Source organism: Neobacillus endophyticus (assembly GCF_013248975.1).
Classification (GTDB): Bacteria; Bacillota; Bacilli; order Bacillales; family Cytobacillaceae; genus Neobacillus; species Neobacillus endophyticus.
This window is the reverse complement of the sequence record NZ_JABRWH010000001.1, coordinates 3,191,513-3,208,231: the sequence shown is the minus strand read 5'-3', so window position 1 is coordinate 3,208,231 and position 16,719 is coordinate 3,191,513. Positions and strand designations below refer to the sequence as shown.

General features: G+C 39.5%; 16 protein-coding genes. 1 reads left to right on the top strand and 15 read right to left on the bottom strand.

The genetic code is table 11. The features are described 5' to 3' along the window. Positions 1 to 37: 37 nt before the first annotated feature. The 3 genes from sdaAB to HPT25_RS15850 form a co-directional block, all read right to left on the bottom strand. Positions 38 to 700 (bottom strand): L-serine ammonia-lyase, iron-sulfur-dependent subunit beta, encoded by a 663-nt coding sequence (gene sdaAB / locus HPT25_RS15860; RefSeq protein WP_173066102.1) that lies wholly within the window; start codon positions 698 to 700, stop codon positions 38 to 40. A gap of 112 nt (positions 701 to 812) precedes the next feature. Continuing rightward, positions 813 to 2,495: a fatty acid kinase ATP-binding subunit FakA gene (locus HPT25_RS15855; protein ID WP_173066099.1), complete on the bottom strand. Its 1,683-nt coding sequence runs from the start codon at positions 2,493 to 2,495 to the stop codon at positions 813 to 815. 15 nt (positions 2,496 to 2,510) lie between these two features. After that, a complete protein-coding gene (locus HPT25_RS15850; protein WP_173066096.1) occupies positions 2,511 to 2,873 on the bottom strand; it encodes an Asp23/Gls24 family envelope stress response protein in 363 nt (120 codons plus the stop codon). A 438-nt stretch (positions 2,874 to 3,311) separates the two neighbouring features. Here HPT25_RS15850 and rpmB point away from each other — a divergent pair, with 438 nt between their 5' ends. Next, a complete protein-coding gene (rpmB, locus tag HPT25_RS15845) occupies positions 3,312 to 3,500 on the top strand; it encodes a 50S ribosomal protein L28 (protein WP_173066093.1) in 189 nt (62 codons plus the stop codon). A gap of 150 nt (positions 3,501 to 3,650) precedes the next feature. Here the strand turns inward: rpmB and spoVM are convergent, their stop codons facing one another. From spoVM to coaBC, 12 genes are all read right to left on the bottom strand, one after another. Beyond that, positions 3,651 to 3,734 carry a stage V sporulation protein SpoVM gene (gene spoVM, locus HPT25_RS15840; protein ID WP_173071188.1) on the bottom strand — a complete coding sequence of 28 codons (84 nt, stop codon included), beginning with the start codon at positions 3,732 to 3,734 and terminating at the stop codon, positions 3,651 to 3,653. A gap of 113 nt (positions 3,735 to 3,847) precedes the next feature. Further along, positions 3,848 to 4,495, bottom strand: a complete 648-nt coding sequence (locus tag HPT25_RS15835; protein WP_173066090.1) for a thiamine diphosphokinase — start codon at positions 4,493 to 4,495, stop codon at positions 3,848 to 3,850. Positions 4,496 to 4,544: 49 nt separating this feature from the next. Next, the gene (rpe, locus tag HPT25_RS15830) at positions 4,545 to 5,192 is read right to left on the bottom strand and encodes a ribulose-phosphate 3-epimerase (RefSeq protein WP_173066087.1); all 648 of its coding nucleotides are present in this window, start codon (positions 5,190 to 5,192) and stop codon (positions 4,545 to 4,547) included. A 3-nt stretch (positions 5,193 to 5,195) separates the two neighbouring features. Further along, on the bottom strand, positions 5,196 to 6,077 hold the full coding sequence (gene rsgA, locus HPT25_RS15825) for a ribosome small subunit-dependent GTPase A (RefSeq protein WP_173066084.1): 882 nt from the start codon (positions 6,075 to 6,077) through the stop codon (positions 5,196 to 5,198). Between the two features lie 54 nt (positions 6,078 to 6,131). Continuing rightward, entirely contained in the window at positions 6,132 to 8,111 is a 1,980-nt protein-coding gene (gene pknB / locus HPT25_RS15820) for a Stk1 family PASTA domain-containing Ser/Thr kinase (RefSeq protein ID WP_173066082.1), read from the bottom strand. Beyond that, positions 8,112 to 8,864, bottom strand: a complete 753-nt coding sequence (locus HPT25_RS15815; protein WP_173066079.1) for a Stp1/IreP family PP2C-type Ser/Thr phosphatase — start codon at positions 8,862 to 8,864, stop codon at positions 8,112 to 8,114. A gap of 4 nt (positions 8,865 to 8,868) precedes the next feature. Next, on the bottom strand, positions 8,869 to 9,957 hold the full coding sequence (rlmN, locus tag HPT25_RS15810) for a dual-specificity RNA methyltransferase RlmN (RefSeq protein ID WP_173066076.1): 1,089 nt from the start codon (positions 9,955 to 9,957) through the stop codon (positions 8,869 to 8,871). Positions 9,958 to 9,960: 3 nt separating this feature from the next. Then, the gene (rsmB, locus tag HPT25_RS15805; RefSeq protein ID WP_173066073.1) at positions 9,961 to 11,313 is read right to left on the bottom strand and encodes a 16S rRNA (cytosine(967)-C(5))-methyltransferase RsmB; all 1,353 of its coding nucleotides are present in this window, start codon (positions 11,311 to 11,313) and stop codon (positions 9,961 to 9,963) included. A 1-nt stretch (position 11,314) separates the two neighbouring features. Further along, on the bottom strand, positions 11,315 to 12,256 hold the full coding sequence (fmt, locus tag HPT25_RS15800; RefSeq protein WP_173066071.1) for a methionyl-tRNA formyltransferase: 942 nt from the start codon (positions 12,254 to 12,256) through the stop codon (positions 11,315 to 11,317). Beyond that, complete coding sequence (def, locus tag HPT25_RS15795) at positions 12,253 to 12,738, bottom strand: peptide deformylase (protein ID WP_173066068.1); 486 nt, start codon at positions 12,736 to 12,738, stop codon at positions 12,253 to 12,255. Before def ends, fmt begins: the two co-directional genes overlap by 4 nt. 156 nt (positions 12,739 to 12,894) lie before the next feature. Continuing rightward, positions 12,895 to 15,306 (bottom strand): primosomal protein N', encoded by a 2,412-nt coding sequence (gene priA / locus HPT25_RS15790; protein WP_173066065.1) that lies wholly within the window; start codon positions 15,304 to 15,306, stop codon positions 12,895 to 12,897. Continuing rightward, the gene (coaBC, locus tag HPT25_RS15785; protein ID WP_173066062.1) at positions 15,293 to 16,516 is read right to left on the bottom strand and encodes a bifunctional phosphopantothenoylcysteine decarboxylase/phosphopantothenate--cysteine ligase CoaBC; all 1,224 of its coding nucleotides are present in this window, start codon (positions 16,514 to 16,516) and stop codon (positions 15,293 to 15,295) included. Before coaBC ends, priA begins: the two co-directional genes overlap by 14 nt. Positions 16,517 to 16,719 lie beyond the last annotated feature (203 nt).

Genomic DNA, 16,719 nt, shown 5'->3' with positions numbered 1-16,719 from the left:
CCTCTTCTATTTAAAAGTAGTTTGCCTGATCTTGTCCTTAATCAACTATTTTCGTTACTTTTAAAATATTTGGCAACTGTTCAAGTTCTTCAATTAGTTTATTATCAATGTTCTGGTCTACCTCAATGGTCATCAGCGCCATTTTTCCTACATCCTTCCTTGCTACTTCCATATGACCGATATTAATTTCATATTTTGCCAGTGTGTTCGCTACACTGGCAATCGCTCCGAAGCGATCGTTATGAACAACAAGGATGGCAGGATGATTTCCCGACAATTTTAATTCAAAACCGTTTAGTTCGGTAATTTCAATCTTTCCGCCGCCAATCGATATTCCCACCAGTTCCAGTTCTCCATTATGATCGCCAATGATGATTCTTGCAGTATTGGGATGATCGGTTACCGCATCTTCCTCAATAAAACGCAATTTCATCCCGCGTTCCTCGGCAATTTTGATGGCATCGATGATCCTTGTATCATCTGTATCAAAATCTAATAAACCTCCAACAATTGCAACATCTGTCCCATGACCTTTATATGTTTCAGCGAACGAGCCATAAAGAGATATATTCGCCCATTTAGGTTCTCTGCCAAACAAGCTTCTTGCGACTCTGCCGATTCTTGCTGCACCAGCTGTATGTGAGCTTGATGGACCAATCATAACCGGGCCAATGATGTCAAACACGCTTCGATATTTCATAACATCTTCTCCTCTGCCGTTATCTATCTACATTCTCAATTATTATATGGAACAAAAAAAAGAGAGGACCACTCCTCCAAAGATGAGGGGCCTTCTCTATTTTATCCCTTCCTTATTCAATTGAAAAGATATAAGAATATAATGGTTGTTTTCCATTATGAATCTCAATTTCAACATTTCCAAACGTTTCTTCCACAAACTGGCTAAGTTTGCTGACTTCGTCTTCTGTAATGTCTTCACCATAAATGATGGTTAAAATTTCAGCGTCTTCATCGATCATTTGGGTAAGCAGATCTTCAGCCGCTTTTCGTTTGTCTTTATTTTTTACGATAATTTTTCCTTCGGCAATTCCCATAAAATCATCTTTTTCAATATCTAAACCATCAATTTGAGTGTCGCGTACAGCAAAGGTAATTTGTCCAGTCTTTACATGCTGCAACGCTTCATTCATTGCTGCTTCATTCGCTTGAACATCTTGTGACGGATTAAACGAAAGTACCGCCGTTAATCCTTGCGGTACAGTTTTAGAAGGGATAACATAAACTTCTTCTTCTGAAACTTCTGCAGCCTGTTTTGCAGCCATAATAATGTTTTTGTTATTCGGTAAAATAAATACCTTTTTAGCATTTATTTCTTTTATTGCTTTAACGATATCCTCTGTGCTTGGATTCATCGTTTGTCCACCTTCTATTACAGCATTAGCCCCAATGCTTTTGAATAACTTTGCGATTCCTTCGCCCATTGAAACAGCAACAATTCCATACTCCTGTTTTTCCTTAGGAGGTAGCTGCTTTTCAGAAATCAATGGAGTTTGTGTATGGCCGACAATGCTTGAATGCTGCTGGCGCATGTTTTCAATCTTCATATTAATCAAACTTCCATAACGCTGGCCATATGTCAACACTTCACCGGGTTGTTCCGAATGAATATGAACCTTAACAAGCTCTTCGTCTGCAACAACAAGCAATGAGTCTCCAAATTTACTTAAGTCGTTGCGGAAGCGCTCCTCCGAAAAAGGAGTCTTTGAAATTTTATTAGATTCAAACTTCACCATAAATTCCGTACAGTAGCCAAAAATGATATCTTCTGTATTCAAATGACTTTGGGCGCTTTTATGATGTTCAGCACTTACCAATTCATCCAATGACGGGAGAATATTAGGTGAATCAGGAAGTTTCTCACCTTTTAATTGCGCCAGAAAACCTTCGTATACACAAACAAGTCCTTGACCACCACTATCAACGACACCTACCTCTTTTAAAACCGGAAGTAATTCAGGTGTGCGCCTTAAGGAAGCTTTGGCTTCTTTTAAAACTTCCTCCATGATAGCAACAATATCCGAAGATATTTGCGCGGTTTGTGTACCTTTTTTCGCGGCATCTTTTGCAACAGTAAGAATAGTCCCTTCAACAGGCTTCATCACAGCTTTATAAGCAGTTTCTACCCCAGCTTCCAATGCTGTTGCGAAATCTTTGCCATCAATGGAGGCTTTAGCTTCAATTGACTTTGAGAAGCCCCGAAATAGCTGGGAAAGAATAACCCCTGAATTTCCCCGTGCTCCCATCAGCAGACCTTTAGAAAGAGCTGCTCCGACTTTACCAATATGTTCTTGGACATTGTTTTTCACTTCTTTTGCCCCGGAGGTCATTGATAAATTCATATTTGTTCCAGTATCACCATCGGGTACTGGGAAAACGTTTAATGCATCCACCATTTTGGCATTCGCAGCCAAGTTATTGGCCCCTTGAATGACCATCTCGGCAAAACGCTTTCCATCTAATGCTGTAATAGACACAAGTCTTCCTCCTTACTACGGATTCGTTACACGAACTCCCTGAACGTAAATATTTACCGAGTCAACGGCAAGTCCAACAGTTTGATCGAGGGTATATTTAACCTTTGATTGCACGTTATGGGCAATTTCTGAGATTTTCGTTCCATAACTGACAATAATGTACATATCAATATGTAATGCTTCATTTTCCTGACGAACAAGAACACCCCGGGTAAAATTTTCCCGTCTTAAGATTTCCGAAATACCATCTTTGATTTGATTCTTTGAAGCCATCCCAACAATACCATAACATTCGATTGCCGCTCCTCCGGCGATGGTAGCGATTACTTCATTTGATATATCAATTTGTCCGTACTTCGTTTTTAGTTCAACAGACATGAATCGTTCCCCCTTTGGAATATGCTCCTTGACTACAGTCATTTTACTATAGTAACCGCAATATGGAAAGTGAATATTGGTTGAATGATAATGGACATGATCTTGAAAAGCCCATATTTGTTTAACTGCTTATTGCTTGGACATAAGTCACATGGCTTCATCTAGAAAGCTAATCAAGGAAACCTACTCAGGCAGTGGGGTAAAGCATAAATGAATAGACAAATTTAAAAAGAGTGTTTAGGTAACAGTCAAATAGTATGTCAAGGTTTTTTTCTTGAAACCTTATTTAAGAACTATTGCATTCGAACGCTTAGTATGATAAATTATTAGGGTGTGTTTAGACAGAAATATGGTCATGCCATTTTTCTTTACAGATGAGAACCATCTGAAATTCTTCATATGCAAGAAAAGCTATTGGTAGTTAAGGAGGGAAATCATATGCCACGTAAATGTGTTGTAACTGGAAAGAAAACGACAACAGGTAACTCACGTTCTCACGCTATGAATGCAAATAAGCGTACATGGGGTGCAAACCTTCAAAAAGTACGTATTCTTGTAGATGGAAAACCAAAACGTGTTTGGGTTTCTGCAAGAGCATTAAGATCTGGTAAAGTTGAGCGTGTTTAATCATGCTTGAGCATCCTCGTTGGATGCTCATTTTCTTTTTAGGGTAGTATTAGCAATATATGAAGTTTACACAAGCAAAAATATAAAGCACCCAAATGGGTGCCTTACTTTTCTATGGAAAGGTATAGAGCACAGGTGCTTTACTTTTTTCTAATCGTTTTTCTTAAACACACCAATCATCGCCCGGACAATCCCGCCTAAAAATTTTGGCAGTTTAATTGTATAAAATTTCATACTGTCCCTCCTCACAAATCTCACGTCTCATATCTCTTCTTAGCCCAAGATTTTCGTACGCCCTTACCATATTATTCAAACGAACGAAATCAGTACCACGATTATAGTGCCAATTAATCATGGCTTCTTATCACTATTAATATGCCTTCTGAAAATGAAAAAGTACCATAATCATTGATAAGTTCATTACTAATACATAGTGTGGAGCCAAGTGAAATATGACGGTTTTTCAAAGGAAATTTAAAGCCCTCAAGAGTAAGATTGGCAACCATTAAGGTTAATGGTACAAAAGATATGTATTTTTCATTTTTCAATTTTTTTATTTTATGTTTCCCAGGTGAAGTTAAAAACACTTGATTATAACGATCGATAAGACAAATCTTTACGGTGCTGTTTTCTAGGAGCGGCGTATACAAAAGCTGTACATTTGCCATTAAATGATCGATTCTCCCCCCCGTAGCACCAAACAATCGGATTTTTTCAGGCCTTTGCGCTAAAGCCCAATTTAACGCCAGCTCCATATCTGTTTCATCTTTTTCAGGCTTATATCGCTTCATCTCGTTTACTTGGTTTTCAATAAAAGATAATTCATCCGGTGTAACAGAATCAAAATCTCCAAATGCAATGTTTGGTTTAATTCCTCTGTTCAATAAATGAAAAACACCCCGGTCAACTCCGACCCAAAGAACTTGTTCTTCCGAATATTCACGTAAATCAGGTAACAATTCTTCCGGGCCTCCAGCAAGTATGTTTATGATCATTTCAATTGCTCCTTTAATATAGGTAAAAAGCCGGCTAATGCCGGCTTTTCTAATTTCCTCTTATTTGCGAAATGGCCTTCGCATAGTCTTCTTCATTATAAACCGCGGATCCAGCAACAAGGACATTGGCTCCCGCTTCGATACACTGCCTTGCAGTTTCTGAATTAACGCCGCCGTCCACTTCAATTTCGATATTTAAACCTTTTTCATCAGCCATTTGTTTTACTTGCCTTATTTTATTAAGGACTTCCGGAATAAACTTCTGTCCACCAAAGCCTGGGTTAACAGACATTAATAGTACAAGATCAATATCACCTATTATGTGCTGAATGGTATCAACTGGTGTCGCCGGATTTATTACAACGCCAGCCTTGACTCCTAGGGACTTAATTTTTTGGATTGTCCGATGAAGATGCCTGTCAGCCTCAACATGAACCGTTAGATAATCGGCGCCGGCTTTCGCAAATGCTTCAATATATTGGCTAGGATTTTCAATCATCAAATGTACATCAAGCGGAAGTTTGGTGATTGGCCGAATAGCCTCTACAATTAAAGGGCCGATTGTTATATTAGGAACAAAATGACCATCCATTACATCTACATGAATATAGTCTGCCCCTGCTTTTTCAACCGCCAAAATTTCTTCTCCTAATTTAGAAAAATCGGCGGAAAGAATTGATGGTGCAATTTTAACCATTCTTTAATACCTCGGCTTTCTATCTTTTATTTCCTTTAGAAAATCCAGATAATGTTCATAACGGTATATAGGGATTTCACCTGATTCTACCGCTTGCTTCACTCCGCATTTCGGCTCACTAACATGCAAACAGCCGCGGAATTTACAATTTTCACTGGCATTTAATAATTCAGGAAAACACGAAGTTAATTCATCTGCTTCAATTTCTGTAAAATCCAATGAGCTGAAACCTGGAGTATCCGCAACAAGTCCATTGCCTATTTTTATTAGCTCTACATGTCTTGTCGTATGTTTTCCTCGCCCTAAATGTGAAGAAATGTCATTCGTTTTTAGTTCCAGATCAGGGCGCAGTACATTTAATAATGAGGATTTTCCAACACCCGATTGACCAGCAACGACCGTTATTCTATCTTCAATATGAGGATATAATTGTTGGATTCCGCTTTCAGTTTCTGAAGAAGTGAGGATCACATCATATCCCGCTTCCTCATAGTCATGAGCATAACCTGCAATATTCATCTTTTGTTTTTCATTTGTCAAGTCCATCTTCGTAATACAAATTAGTGGTTTAATGTGATTATATTCAACCAGCACAAGAAAGCGGTCCAATAAAACCGTACTGAAATCCGGCTCAACTGCTGAAAAGACAAGAATGGCCTGATCCACATTCGCTATTGGCGGCCTTACAAGTTCATTCTTACGTTCCTTCACTTCTAAAATATAACCTTCTGTGTCATTCTCTGCTTGAAACACAACTTCATCGCCGACCAGCGGGGTAACCTTGTTTTTTCTAAACACCCCTCTGCCACGGCACTGAATTAATTCCTGATTATGCAGAACATAATAAAATCCACTTAATGCTTTTACAATTTTCCCTTCAGGCATAGCAACCTCCTTGCGATTACTACCAACCGATCAAAATAGATTTTCTCATTATTATCAAGGTACATCATTATAATTAATCACTTCATCTAAAATAACCTTACTATCCCGAATCACTTTATAGCCAGCTTTACCGCCATATGGGATGTTTAATTCAATCGGAACCGTCTTTGTTTCAGTAATATCAAAGGTCTGGGCAGGCTCAGTCATGCTATGGTTCATATCCTCTATATATATTTGAACCTGCTGCTTCTGTCCCGGTTCACCAGGGACAGGCGGGTCATATGGAATCGTTATATCTTTTGTTACACTTTTTGGCGGCTTCACTTCTTTGCCTTTTGAAATAACTACTGTGACCTTATCGCCTTTCTGCAATGACGTTCCAGGAGCAGGAGACTGCGAAAGAACCATTCCAGCTGGAATATTATCATCATACTTTTGCTGTGAAGCATCAAGATTAAGTCCCACTAATGAAGCATAGTCCTGGGCACCTTTTAAATTGTATTGCGTTAAATCCTTTAAGACAATTTTCTCAGGTCCTATACTCACTTCAAATTCCAAAACTGTATCCTCTGGTACAACTTTTTTACCTCCAGGAGGGTTTTGACTAATAATCGTTCCTGGATCACTATCATCGTTTTTCTCTATTTTTTTAATTTCTTTAAAGTTTTGATCATCTAATAAGCGGAGAACATCATCATACTGACGTCCTACATAATCGGACAATTCATATTTTTCTTTCCCGGAACTTATATAAAGATTGATCTTAGTATTTTCCTTTACTGTATTGCCTGCATCAGGATCCGTCCTAATTACTTTTCCCTTTTTCACCATTTCATCCGGTATTTGAAATTTTTTCCCTATTCCAATTCCTTTAGATTTCAGTTTAGAAACAGCATCATCTACATTCATACCAGTAACGTCCGGTATCTTTATGTCCTTTGATGCCATCAATCCCGGTAAAATCAGAACAGCTGCCGTTCCAAGTATCGCTAGTACCAAAAAAGTAGATATTAATATTATCGGCCATTTTTTTCGTTTTTTCTTGGCAGACTTTGTATTATGATCGGTATTCGCTGCATGGACTGCGGCCTTTTCCTGATTATGCACAAGGGTTTCATCCAAATTTTTCACAGGATGATCACTTGTAATGACCGGTATTGCCTTTGTGGCTTCATCATCTAACGGCAATTCAAATTTAGGTTCATCCATTCTTTCCGGATCAAGTGATGTACGCAAGTCTTCTTCCATTTCTTCTACATTATTGTAACGATGAAAGGGATCCTTTGCGGTTGCCTTTAGAACGATGTTTTCTACACTCTGCGGAATACTTGGATTCCAGCGTCTAACCGACGGCGTTTCCGATTGTAGATGTTTTAAGGCAATCGAAACAGCTGATTCACCAGAAAACGGAAGCCTGCCAGTTAATAATTCAAACATGACAATGCCAAGGGAATAAATATCAGATTTCTCATTTGCCATGCCGCCGCGAGCCTGTTCTGGCGATAAATAATGTACAGATCCCAGGACAGAATTCGTTTGAGTAATACTCGTTGCACTTAATGCCATGGCGATGCCAAAGTCAGTAATTTTAACATTTCCATTATGATCGACTAAAATATTATGCGGTTTGATATCACGATGAATGATATGGTTATGATGGGCATGAGCAATAGCTGAAGTCAACTGACTCATGATCCGTATGATATCCTCTAGTATTAGTGGAGACCTTTGTTGTATGTATTTTTTTAATGTCTGCCCCTCCACATACTCCATCACAATATAATAAAGATCGCCTTCCTCACCCACATCATAAATACTAACAATATTCGGATGGGCAAGACTTGTCGCTGATTGTGCTTCCCTATGAAATCTTCGGATAAATTCTTCATCATTTGCAAAATCAAGACGAAGCATTTTTACTGCTACATCGCGGTCAAGAATCATGTCATGGGCAAGGTAGACATTTGCCATCCCTCCGCCACCAATTATATCGAGGATTTTATAGCGGTCGCTCAATCTTTTTCCAATAAACATTTAAACATCACCCTTGCCGCTTTTAGGGAACTCAACAATCGTCAATGTAATGTTATCTTCTCCACCGTAATCATTTGCAAGAGTAATAAGTGTACTAGCTCTTTGTGTCAAATCGACTTCCATTACAAGAATTTCAGCCAATTCGTTTTCACTTACTTTATTTGACAGCCCGTCAGAGCACAATAACAGAATATCCCCTTCTTCAAATGTAATCGTTTTAATATCCATTTCCACTGTTCGTTCCGTTCCCAGAGCCCGCAATAAAACATTCTTCCGCGGGTGATGTTCGGCATCCTCTTTGGTAATTTGTCCTGTCCTTACCAGTTCATTCACGAGAGAATGGTCTTCTGTAATTTGCGAAAAACCGGATTCATTTAAAATATAGCCTCTGCTGTCACCAATATGTGCCAATGCAGCAAAGCCATCCGTTGTAATGGCAGCAACAATGGTTGTCCCCATCCCATCACATTCCAAATGATTATTGGCATGCTCAAACAGCATTCCATTTACCTTTGAAATTTGTTCCATCAGCCACTTCTCGGCAACATCGGCAGTTGTAATTCCCTTCGAAGCTTCCCATTCTTGTTTTAAATGGGATAATGTCATTCCGCTGGCAACATCCCCGGCACGGTGGCCGCCCATGCCGTCTGCTACAACGGCAAGGCGATTTCCGTCCTGATTGATAAACACACCACCGGCATCTTCATTATGAAGACGCACCTTCCCTTGGTCTGTCAGAAATACTGAGTTCATACCTTCACATCGTCTCCTCTTTCCGTTCCTTCGCACGGAGCTGACCGCAAGCTGCGTCGATATCAGACCCTTGCTCCCGGCGAATAGTCACATTAATCCCGCGGCTTTTAAGTGTCCGTTCAAATGCAAATATCTTATCTTTTGGAGTACGTACATAATCCCTCTCAGGGACATAGTTGACTGGTATTAGGTTAACATGGCATTTCAGCCCTTTAATAAGCTCTGCCAATTCCTCCGCATGCTCTATCGAATCATTAACGCCTCCGAACAAGCCATATTCAAAGCTGATCCGTCTCCCTGTCTTATCGATATAATACCGCACAGCTTTCATTAAGTCATCAAGTTTATAAGCCTTATTGATTGGCATTAGCTTCGAGCGTAATTCCGTATTAGGTGCATGAAGTGAAATGGCAAAATTGATTTGCATATTTTCATCGGCAAATTCATAAATTTTCGGAATGATTCCACTTGTTGACACCGTGATATGACGGGCCCCAATATTGAGTCCTTTATCATGATTGATAATTTTTAGAAACGAAAGCATATTATTATAGTTATCAAACGGTTCACCAATCCCCATAATAACAACAGAACTGACTCGTTCATTAGTCTCATCAAGCGCCTGTTGCACTTTTACAACCTGGGCAACAATTTCTCCAGCTTCCAAATGTCTTTTTAACCCGCCAAGTGTGGAAGCACAAAATGTACAGCCGATCCGGCAGCCTACCTGTGTTGTCACACATATCGAGTTTCCATATTCATGGCGCATCAGTACGGTTTCAATAGAAAACCCATCGTGCAGCTCAAATAAAAATTTAATGGTTCCATCAGACGATGTTTGCTGTATCAATGTATTTAGGGTAGTCATTTGAAAATGCGAAGCAAGCTGGTCTCGCAACGTTTTTGAGAGATTATTCATTTCTTCAAAGGATGTCACCCTTTTTTGATAAAGCCAGTCAAAAATTTGGTCGGCTCGAAACGGCTTTTCGCCTATCTCCTTCAGCCAACCTTTTAATTCGTGAAGCTCGAGTGAATAAATGGATTTTTTTTGTTCCAATGCTGTGTCCATCTTCGTTGTATTTAATTGTTCCAAAACTTACACCTTCTTCCGTAAGACTGCAATATAAAAACCATCCGATCCAAAATCTTGAGGAAAGATTTGCAGATCATAACTAGTGATCAAGGATTGTACAGCTCCTGGCATCCTGCTTTTAAAGGAAAGATCTCCCTCAAATTTCGGATGAAGCTGTAAAAATGTCTTTACTGTATTTTCATTTTCTTCTTTATCTATTGTACATGTACTATAGACGAGAGTACCGCCTTTTTTTATCAATGGGGCAACGGACGCCAAAAGTTCCTGCTGAATCTTGCTTAACTGGGTGATATCCTTTTCTTGCTTCGTATATTTCATATCGGGTTTTCTTCTCATCACCCCGAGCCCTGAACAAGGAGCATCAAGCAACACTTTATCAAATGATTCCACTTTGAATTGCTCTCTAGCTTTTCTAGAATCCAAAACAAACGTTTCTATGTTATGCAAGCCTAAACGGCTCGCGTTATCTTGAATTAATTTTACTTTATGTTCATGAAGATCGAGGGAAATGACCTGGCCACCTGCATTCAGTTTTTCCGCAATGTGAGTGCTTTTACCACCAGGGGCTGCGCAAGCATCTAAGACTTTTTCATTTCCACTTAGCCCAAGAGCATAGGAAACGAGCATTGAGCTTTCATCCTGAATCGTCAACAAACCATTTTCAAACGCTTTAGCTGAAGCTAAATTTCCTTTAATTGCACGAATGGCCTCTGGTATGACAGGGCTTTTTTCTATTTGAAAGCCTTCCTCTTCAAGAAGAAGGAAACATTGCTCACGTGAAATTTTCGCTGTATTTACACGTGCCGTTTGTAATGGTGCTGTTAAATTAATTTCACACATTGATTTAGTTTTTTCGAACCCAAATTGTTCGATCCACCTGGAAACAAGCCATACCGGATGACTTGTTTCCAGGGCCAACCTTTCTACCGGATCCGTTATGGTATCTAATGTTGGCAGCCCTTCACGCTGGATAGATCTTAACACACCATTAACAAAACCGGAAATACCTTTATGACCTCGTTTTTTGGCTATTTCAACAGCTTCATGTATAGCAGCTCTTTCTGGAATTTTATCAAGGTAAACCATTTGATAAAGTGTCAGCCGTAGCAATTGCATAACCCAATTTTCTATTTTCTTGCTGTTTTTAACAAAAGTCTTTAAATAAAAATCAAGAATATTTCTTCTTTGAAGTGTGCCATATGTTAACTCAGTAAGGAGCCCTATATCTTTTGATGCAAGTTGATTTTGCTTGATGGCATGGTTAAGCAGCAAGTTACTATACGACTGATTTTTTTCAATCGCAGTCAGAAGATCCATAGCCGTTTCTCTGGCATTTTTTTTCATTGCAGACTTCATATTATACTCCTAATTTCATTCCTAAAGTAAGTTTCGATCCTGCTCCCCTTAAAAATTGCTCACAGGACATTTTGGTTTTTCCTGAAGGCTGGAGCTCGATTACTTTAATGGCAGTATCATCGCCGCTGCCAACAACAAATCCGTCCTCTTCCATTTTTAAAATGGTCCCTGCCTCGCCCATTAATCCTTTTACCTTCATTGCTTTCCAAATTTTTAAAACTTGGCCGTCCATAGTGGTAAAGGCAACAGGCCATGGATTCATGCCTCGAACCTGATTATAGATTTCTTCTCCGGTATGAGCCCAATCAATTTTTTCCTGCTCTCTTTTAATATTAGGTGCGAGAGTTGCTTCGGCATCATTTTGTGGCATTGGGGTTAGTTTTCCTTCCAATAACAACGGCAAAGTTTCCGACAACAGCTCCGCTCCTGCCGTACTAAGCTTATCATGGAGAGTGCCTACATGATCTTCCTCAGTGATCGGGACTTCTTTTACGGTCAAAATATCCCCAGCATCCAGCTTCTCCGCCATATACATAATCGTAATGCCCGTTTTCTTTTTCCCTTGGATAATCGCATAATGAATCGGAGCACCGCCGCGAAGCTCTGGTAATAACGAGGCATGGACATTTATACAGCCATACTTAGGGGCGTCTAGCAGTTCCTTTGGTAAAATCTGACCAAAAGCAGCAGTTACGACTAAATCAGGCTTTAATGCAAGAATCTTATTCAGTTCTTCTTGCTGACGGATTTTTTCAGGCTGAAACACAGGAATCCCATGTTTTAATGCTTCAACCTTTACAGGAGGAGGAGTTAACACTTTTTTTCTTCCTACAGGCCGATCCGGCTGGGTCACAACACCGATAACCTCATAACCATCCGTGATAATTCGCCTCAAGACTGGAACAGAAAAATCGGGTGTTCCCATAAAAACGATTTTCGTCATTCAACTTCTTCTCCTTTTAACTCATCTTCCTCTAGATATCTCGAAACTTTTGATGTAAATAGGATTCCATCAAGATGGTCAATCTCATGTTGGATTGCTCTTGCCAAAAACCCTTCAGCTTCTAATGTATACTTTCTGCCTTTACGATCAAAGGCTTCTACTTGGACAAAATCCGGTCTTGTTACTTCTCCAAATAATCCCGGAAAACTTAAACAGCCTTCAGGACCAGATTGTTCGCCCTCTTGTTTTAAAATCTTAGGATTAATCATTTCGATAGTTCCTGTCTCGTCATCAATATCGACAATAGCAATTCTTGCATCTAAGCCGATTTGCGGTGCGGCAAGACCAACCCCATCAAATTCAATCATCGTATCATACATATCATCAAGTATTCTTGCAAGTTTTTTATCAAATTTCACTACCTCTTGGCATTTTTGCTCTAGTATTTCAGCCGGGTAGCAGACTATTTTTCTAATGGCCAATTTGTTTCCTCCAATAAGCATCTTAAAAGATGTTTCAAAAAATTTTCTATTTAATGGGACTGTTTAATTTGGCAGTTGTTTTCCGCTCCTATCATCTAACGGAATATTCAACAATGCACTCCAAAATACCCTTTTTATACTTTATTTTCTCCTATATTACATAAGGATAAACGGGTTGACGTCTATTGAAACAAGCAATCCGTCTTTTGATTCCCTTTGGTGCTGATCAAGAATGGTTTTCAATGTTTTGGTCAGGTTCGGTTCCCGCTTGTATTTTATCAGACATTGATAGCGATATCTATTATTAATCCTTGGGATCGGCGATGCTGCCGGGCCCAGAACAACAGCCTGATTTGAAAGCTGAGAGCGGACGTATCCAGCAATTTTCTCTGTTGCCGATACAGCTGCCAAAAGCTGTTCGTGTGTGACTGTTATAATCGATAAATAATAAAACGGCGGATAATGATGCATTTTCCGAACCATCATTTCCTGCTGATAAAAAAGATTGTAATCTTGTGTACCCGCTAAGATAATGCTGTAATGCTCAGGTGAGTAGGTTTGAATAATGACTTCACCAGGCAGCTGATGACGACCTGCTCTGCCGCTAACCTGTGTTAGTAATTGAAATGTTTTTTCTGATGAGCGAAAATCCGGTAAATGCAGCATAGTATCTGCAGACAAAACACCGACTAGTGTAATGTTTGGAAAATCCAAACCTTTAGCAATCATTTGTGTACCTAATAAAACATCCGCTTTACCATCTTGGAAATCTGATAACAGGCGTTCATGAGCCCCTTTTCGTCCAGTGGTGTCAACATCCATGCGAATGACTCTTGCTTCGGGAAGGATTTTACCAAGCTCTTCTTCAACTTTTTGCGTACCGGTACCAAAATAGCGAATATATTCACTAGTACATTCTGGACAAATTCTTGGGACAGGACTTTCAAATCCGCAATAGTGGCATTTCATAATCCCACCGGCTCTGTGATAAGTTAATGAAATATCACAATTCGGGCAATTGACCACGTATCCACAATCCCTGCACATGACAAACGAGGAATGACCTCTTTTGTTTAAAAAAAGAACGGACTGCTCACCTTTCTCAAGTCTGTCCTTCAATAATTCAAATAGTTTCCGAGAAAACATTGAACGGTTTCCGGCACGCAGTTCTTCGCGCATATCGATAATTTCAACTGAAGGTAGTGCCTGATTGTTCATTCTTGTTGGAAGTGACAGCAAATGATACACATTCTTTTGTGCCCGGGCGAATGATTCAAGTGATGGAGTTGCACTTCCCAAGATGACAGGACAGTTGTATTTTTTTGCTCTTTCAATTGCAACATCTTTTGCATGATAACGAGGCATATCTTCTTGCTTATAGCTTGTTTCATGCTCTTCATCAATAATAATAATTCCAATATTCTCAAATGGAGCGAAAATCGCAGACCTTGCACCAACCGCCACTTTTACTTCTTTACGCTGAATCTTACGCCATTCATCATATTTTTCCCCTGCAGACAAACCACTGTGTAAAACGGCAACCAAATCACCAAATCTTCCTTTAAAACGATTGACCATTTGTGGCGTAAGTGAAATTTCTGGTACCAGCACAATGGCTTCTTTCCCTTTTTCGATTACCTCTTGAATTGCTTGAAGATAAACTTCTGTTTTTCCACTGCCCGTTACACCATATAGTAAAAAAACTTCGTGCTGATTCGTTTCAATCGAGTTTAATATCGGTTCAATTGCCCCTTGTTGTGCTTGTGTTAATGGCAAAGGGGATGTTCGTTCGAACGATTTATTTTCAAAGGGGTTACGATATACTTCCACCTCATATGTCTTCAATAGCCCTTTTTCAATTAATGTTTTAAATGTTGCCGAAGAAACCTTTAGCTCCTCAGTCAGCTGCTTTAGCTCGATAGGTTGATCATGCTGGAGATAATAGTTTAAGACAAGCTTTTGCTTTTCTGCATTGGCAGGAAGCTTTTCCATTTCCTGCTCCAGTTCATGAATATTTGCGAGACTTCTGACCATTTTTACTCTTTTTTTCTTAACCCTTTCTTTTACTTCATAAACCACTTCAAGACGGCCATTAGCTGCTTCCCGCTGTATGAGTGAAACCAGCCCATGATGTAATGCTTGAGTCCAATCCATCCTGTCGTTTTGCTCAAAAAAAGATTGTAATGTTGCTGGTAAATCTGCGGGCTGAACACCTGAAGCAAGGATTACTTTTTTTTCGTATTTTGCTTTTAAGGCTGCAGGGAGCATCACTTGGTAAGCAAAAATTTTAAAACACAATGTTTGTTCGGTCAGCCAGTCACCAAGAGCCAGTAATTCTTTATTCAGTACCGGTTCAAGGTCCATTGGCTCGATGATTTCCCTTAACTTCACAAATTCAGATTCTGTTTTGATTCCTGTCACAAACCCTTGGACATTCCGGGGGCCAAACGGGACAATCACTCTCATTCCCGGTTGAATAATATCGCTCCATTGTTCAGGAATCAGGTAATCAAACGTCTTATCTGTTTGTTTGGCGGGAACATCCACAATGACACTAGCAATTCTCATGTTTTTCTCTATCCTTCAAAAATCCATCAATTTCCACAAAAATATTTTCCGCCACCGCCGTTTTGGTCATAATCGGTAATTTGGTGATAGTGCCGTCCTGTTTAAAGAAAGTGACTATATTTGTGTCGGTTCCAAATCCTGCACCTTCTGTTTTTACATTATTCGCGACAATCATATCGGCATTTTTCTTAAATAACTTCTTTTTAGCATATTCTTCTACATGATCTGTTTCAGCAGCAAAACCGATTAGGACTTGATGTTTTTTTATTTGGCCGAGCTCATATAAAATATCTTTTGTCCTTTCCAATTCGATGACAGTATCCCCATCCTGTTTCTTCACTTTATGATCGTACACAACTTTTGGACGGTAATCTGCAACAGCCGCTGTTTTAATTACTACATCCGCATCGGAATAATAATCCATGCAGGCATTAAACATTTCTTCTGCACTTTCAACTTTTACGACTTCGACACCTGCAGGCACTGGCAATTGTACTGGACCAGAAACAAGAATAACACGTGCACCTTGTTTTTTTGCTTCTTCTGCAAGACTATAGCCCATTTTCCCACTGGAGTGATTGGAGATGAAACGGACTGGATCTATTTTTTCTCTTGTTGGGCCAGCTGTAATTAATACTGTTTTTCCTTTTAGGCGTTTTTTATTTTCATTGAAAAAATATTGTTCCATGAGATCAACTATTTTTTCGGGCTCCTCTAACCGGCCTTTTCCAACATATCCACAAGCAAGATAGCCTTCACTAGGCTCAATAAATTGATACCCATATTCTATTAGTTGAGCTATATTTTTCTTAACAGCCGGGTGGTCATACATATGGACATTCATTGCTGACGCAATCCATACTGGAGCTGTGGCCGCGAGTAACGTGGTTGTGACCATATTATCAGCAATCCCGTTGGCCAGTTTTCCAATTGTATTAGCTGTTGCCGGAGCAACAAGGATTAAATCGGCCCAGTCAGCAAGGTTTATATGGGCAATCACATGAGGGTTCTTTTCATCAAAAGTATCTATGTAAACTTCATTGCGGGATAATGCCTGAAAGGTTAAGGGAGTAACAAATTTTGCTGCTGATTCGCTTAACAAGACTTTGACTTCCGCTCCTGCCTGAACCAGTTTGCTCGTTAGGGCGGCAGCCTTGTATACTGCAATTCCTCCAGTTACACACAATAAAATTTTTTTATTATTTAACATTCTGATCCCCCGCTTTTCCTTCTTTCACTTACCTTTTATTATGCAAGAACATCAACTTTTTTTCACCTTTTTTCGCACTTGATTCGACAAACTTCTTTTAGTGCTATAGTACCTGTTGGATTATACTCCAAGAGCATCGCAAGAGTATCAATCTACAAAAAATAAAAAGGCTGATGCAAAGGAATGATCCTTTTCACCAGGCC

What these genes read in the sequence shown, in the direction of transcription:
- sdaAB (WP_173066102.1), bottom strand. Translation starts at nt 700, where the DNA reads ATGAAATATCGAAGCGTGTTTGACATCATTGGCCCGGTTATGATTGGT.
- HPT25_RS15850 (WP_173066096.1), bottom strand. Translation starts at nt 2,873, where the DNA reads ATGTCTGTTGAACTAAAAACGAAGTACGGACAAATTGATATATCAAAT.
- rpmB (WP_173066093.1), top strand. Translation starts at nt 3,312, where the DNA reads ATGCCACGTAAATGTGTTGTAACTGGAAAGAAAACGACAACAGGTAAC.
- spoVM (WP_173071188.1), bottom strand. Translation starts at nt 3,734, where the DNA reads ATGAAATTTTATACAATTAAACTGCCAAAATTTTTAGGCGGGATTGTC.
- HPT25_RS15835 (WP_173066090.1), bottom strand. Translation starts at nt 4,495, where the DNA reads ATGATCATAAACATACTTGCTGGAGGCCCGGAAGAATTGTTACCTGAT.
- rpe (WP_173066087.1), bottom strand. Translation starts at nt 5,192, where the DNA reads ATGGTTAAAATTGCACCATCAATTCTTTCCGCCGATTTTTCTAAATTA.
- rsgA (WP_173066084.1), bottom strand. Translation starts at nt 6,077, where the DNA reads ATGCCTGAAGGGAAAATTGTAAAAGCATTAAGTGGATTTTATTATGTT.
- pknB (WP_173066082.1), bottom strand. Translation starts at nt 8,111, where the DNA reads ATGTTTATTGGAAAAAGATTGAGCGACCGCTATAAAATCCTCGATATA.
- HPT25_RS15815 (WP_173066079.1), bottom strand. Translation starts at nt 8,864, where the DNA reads ATGAACTCAGTATTTCTGACAGACCAAGGGAAGGTGCGTCTTCATAAT.
- rsmB (WP_173066073.1), bottom strand. Translation starts at nt 11,313, where the DNA reads ATGAAGTCTGCAATGAAAAAAAATGCCAGAGAAACGGCTATGGATCTT.
- fmt (WP_173066071.1), bottom strand. Translation starts at nt 12,256, where the DNA reads ATGACGAAAATCGTTTTTATGGGAACACCCGATTTTTCTGTTCCAGTC.
- priA (WP_173066065.1), bottom strand. Translation starts at nt 15,306, where the DNA reads ATGAGAATTGCTAGTGTCATTGTGGATGTTCCCGCCAAACAAACAGAT.
- coaBC (WP_173066062.1), bottom strand. Translation starts at nt 16,516, where the DNA reads ATGTTAAATAATAAAAAAATTTTATTGTGTGTAACTGGAGGAATTGCA.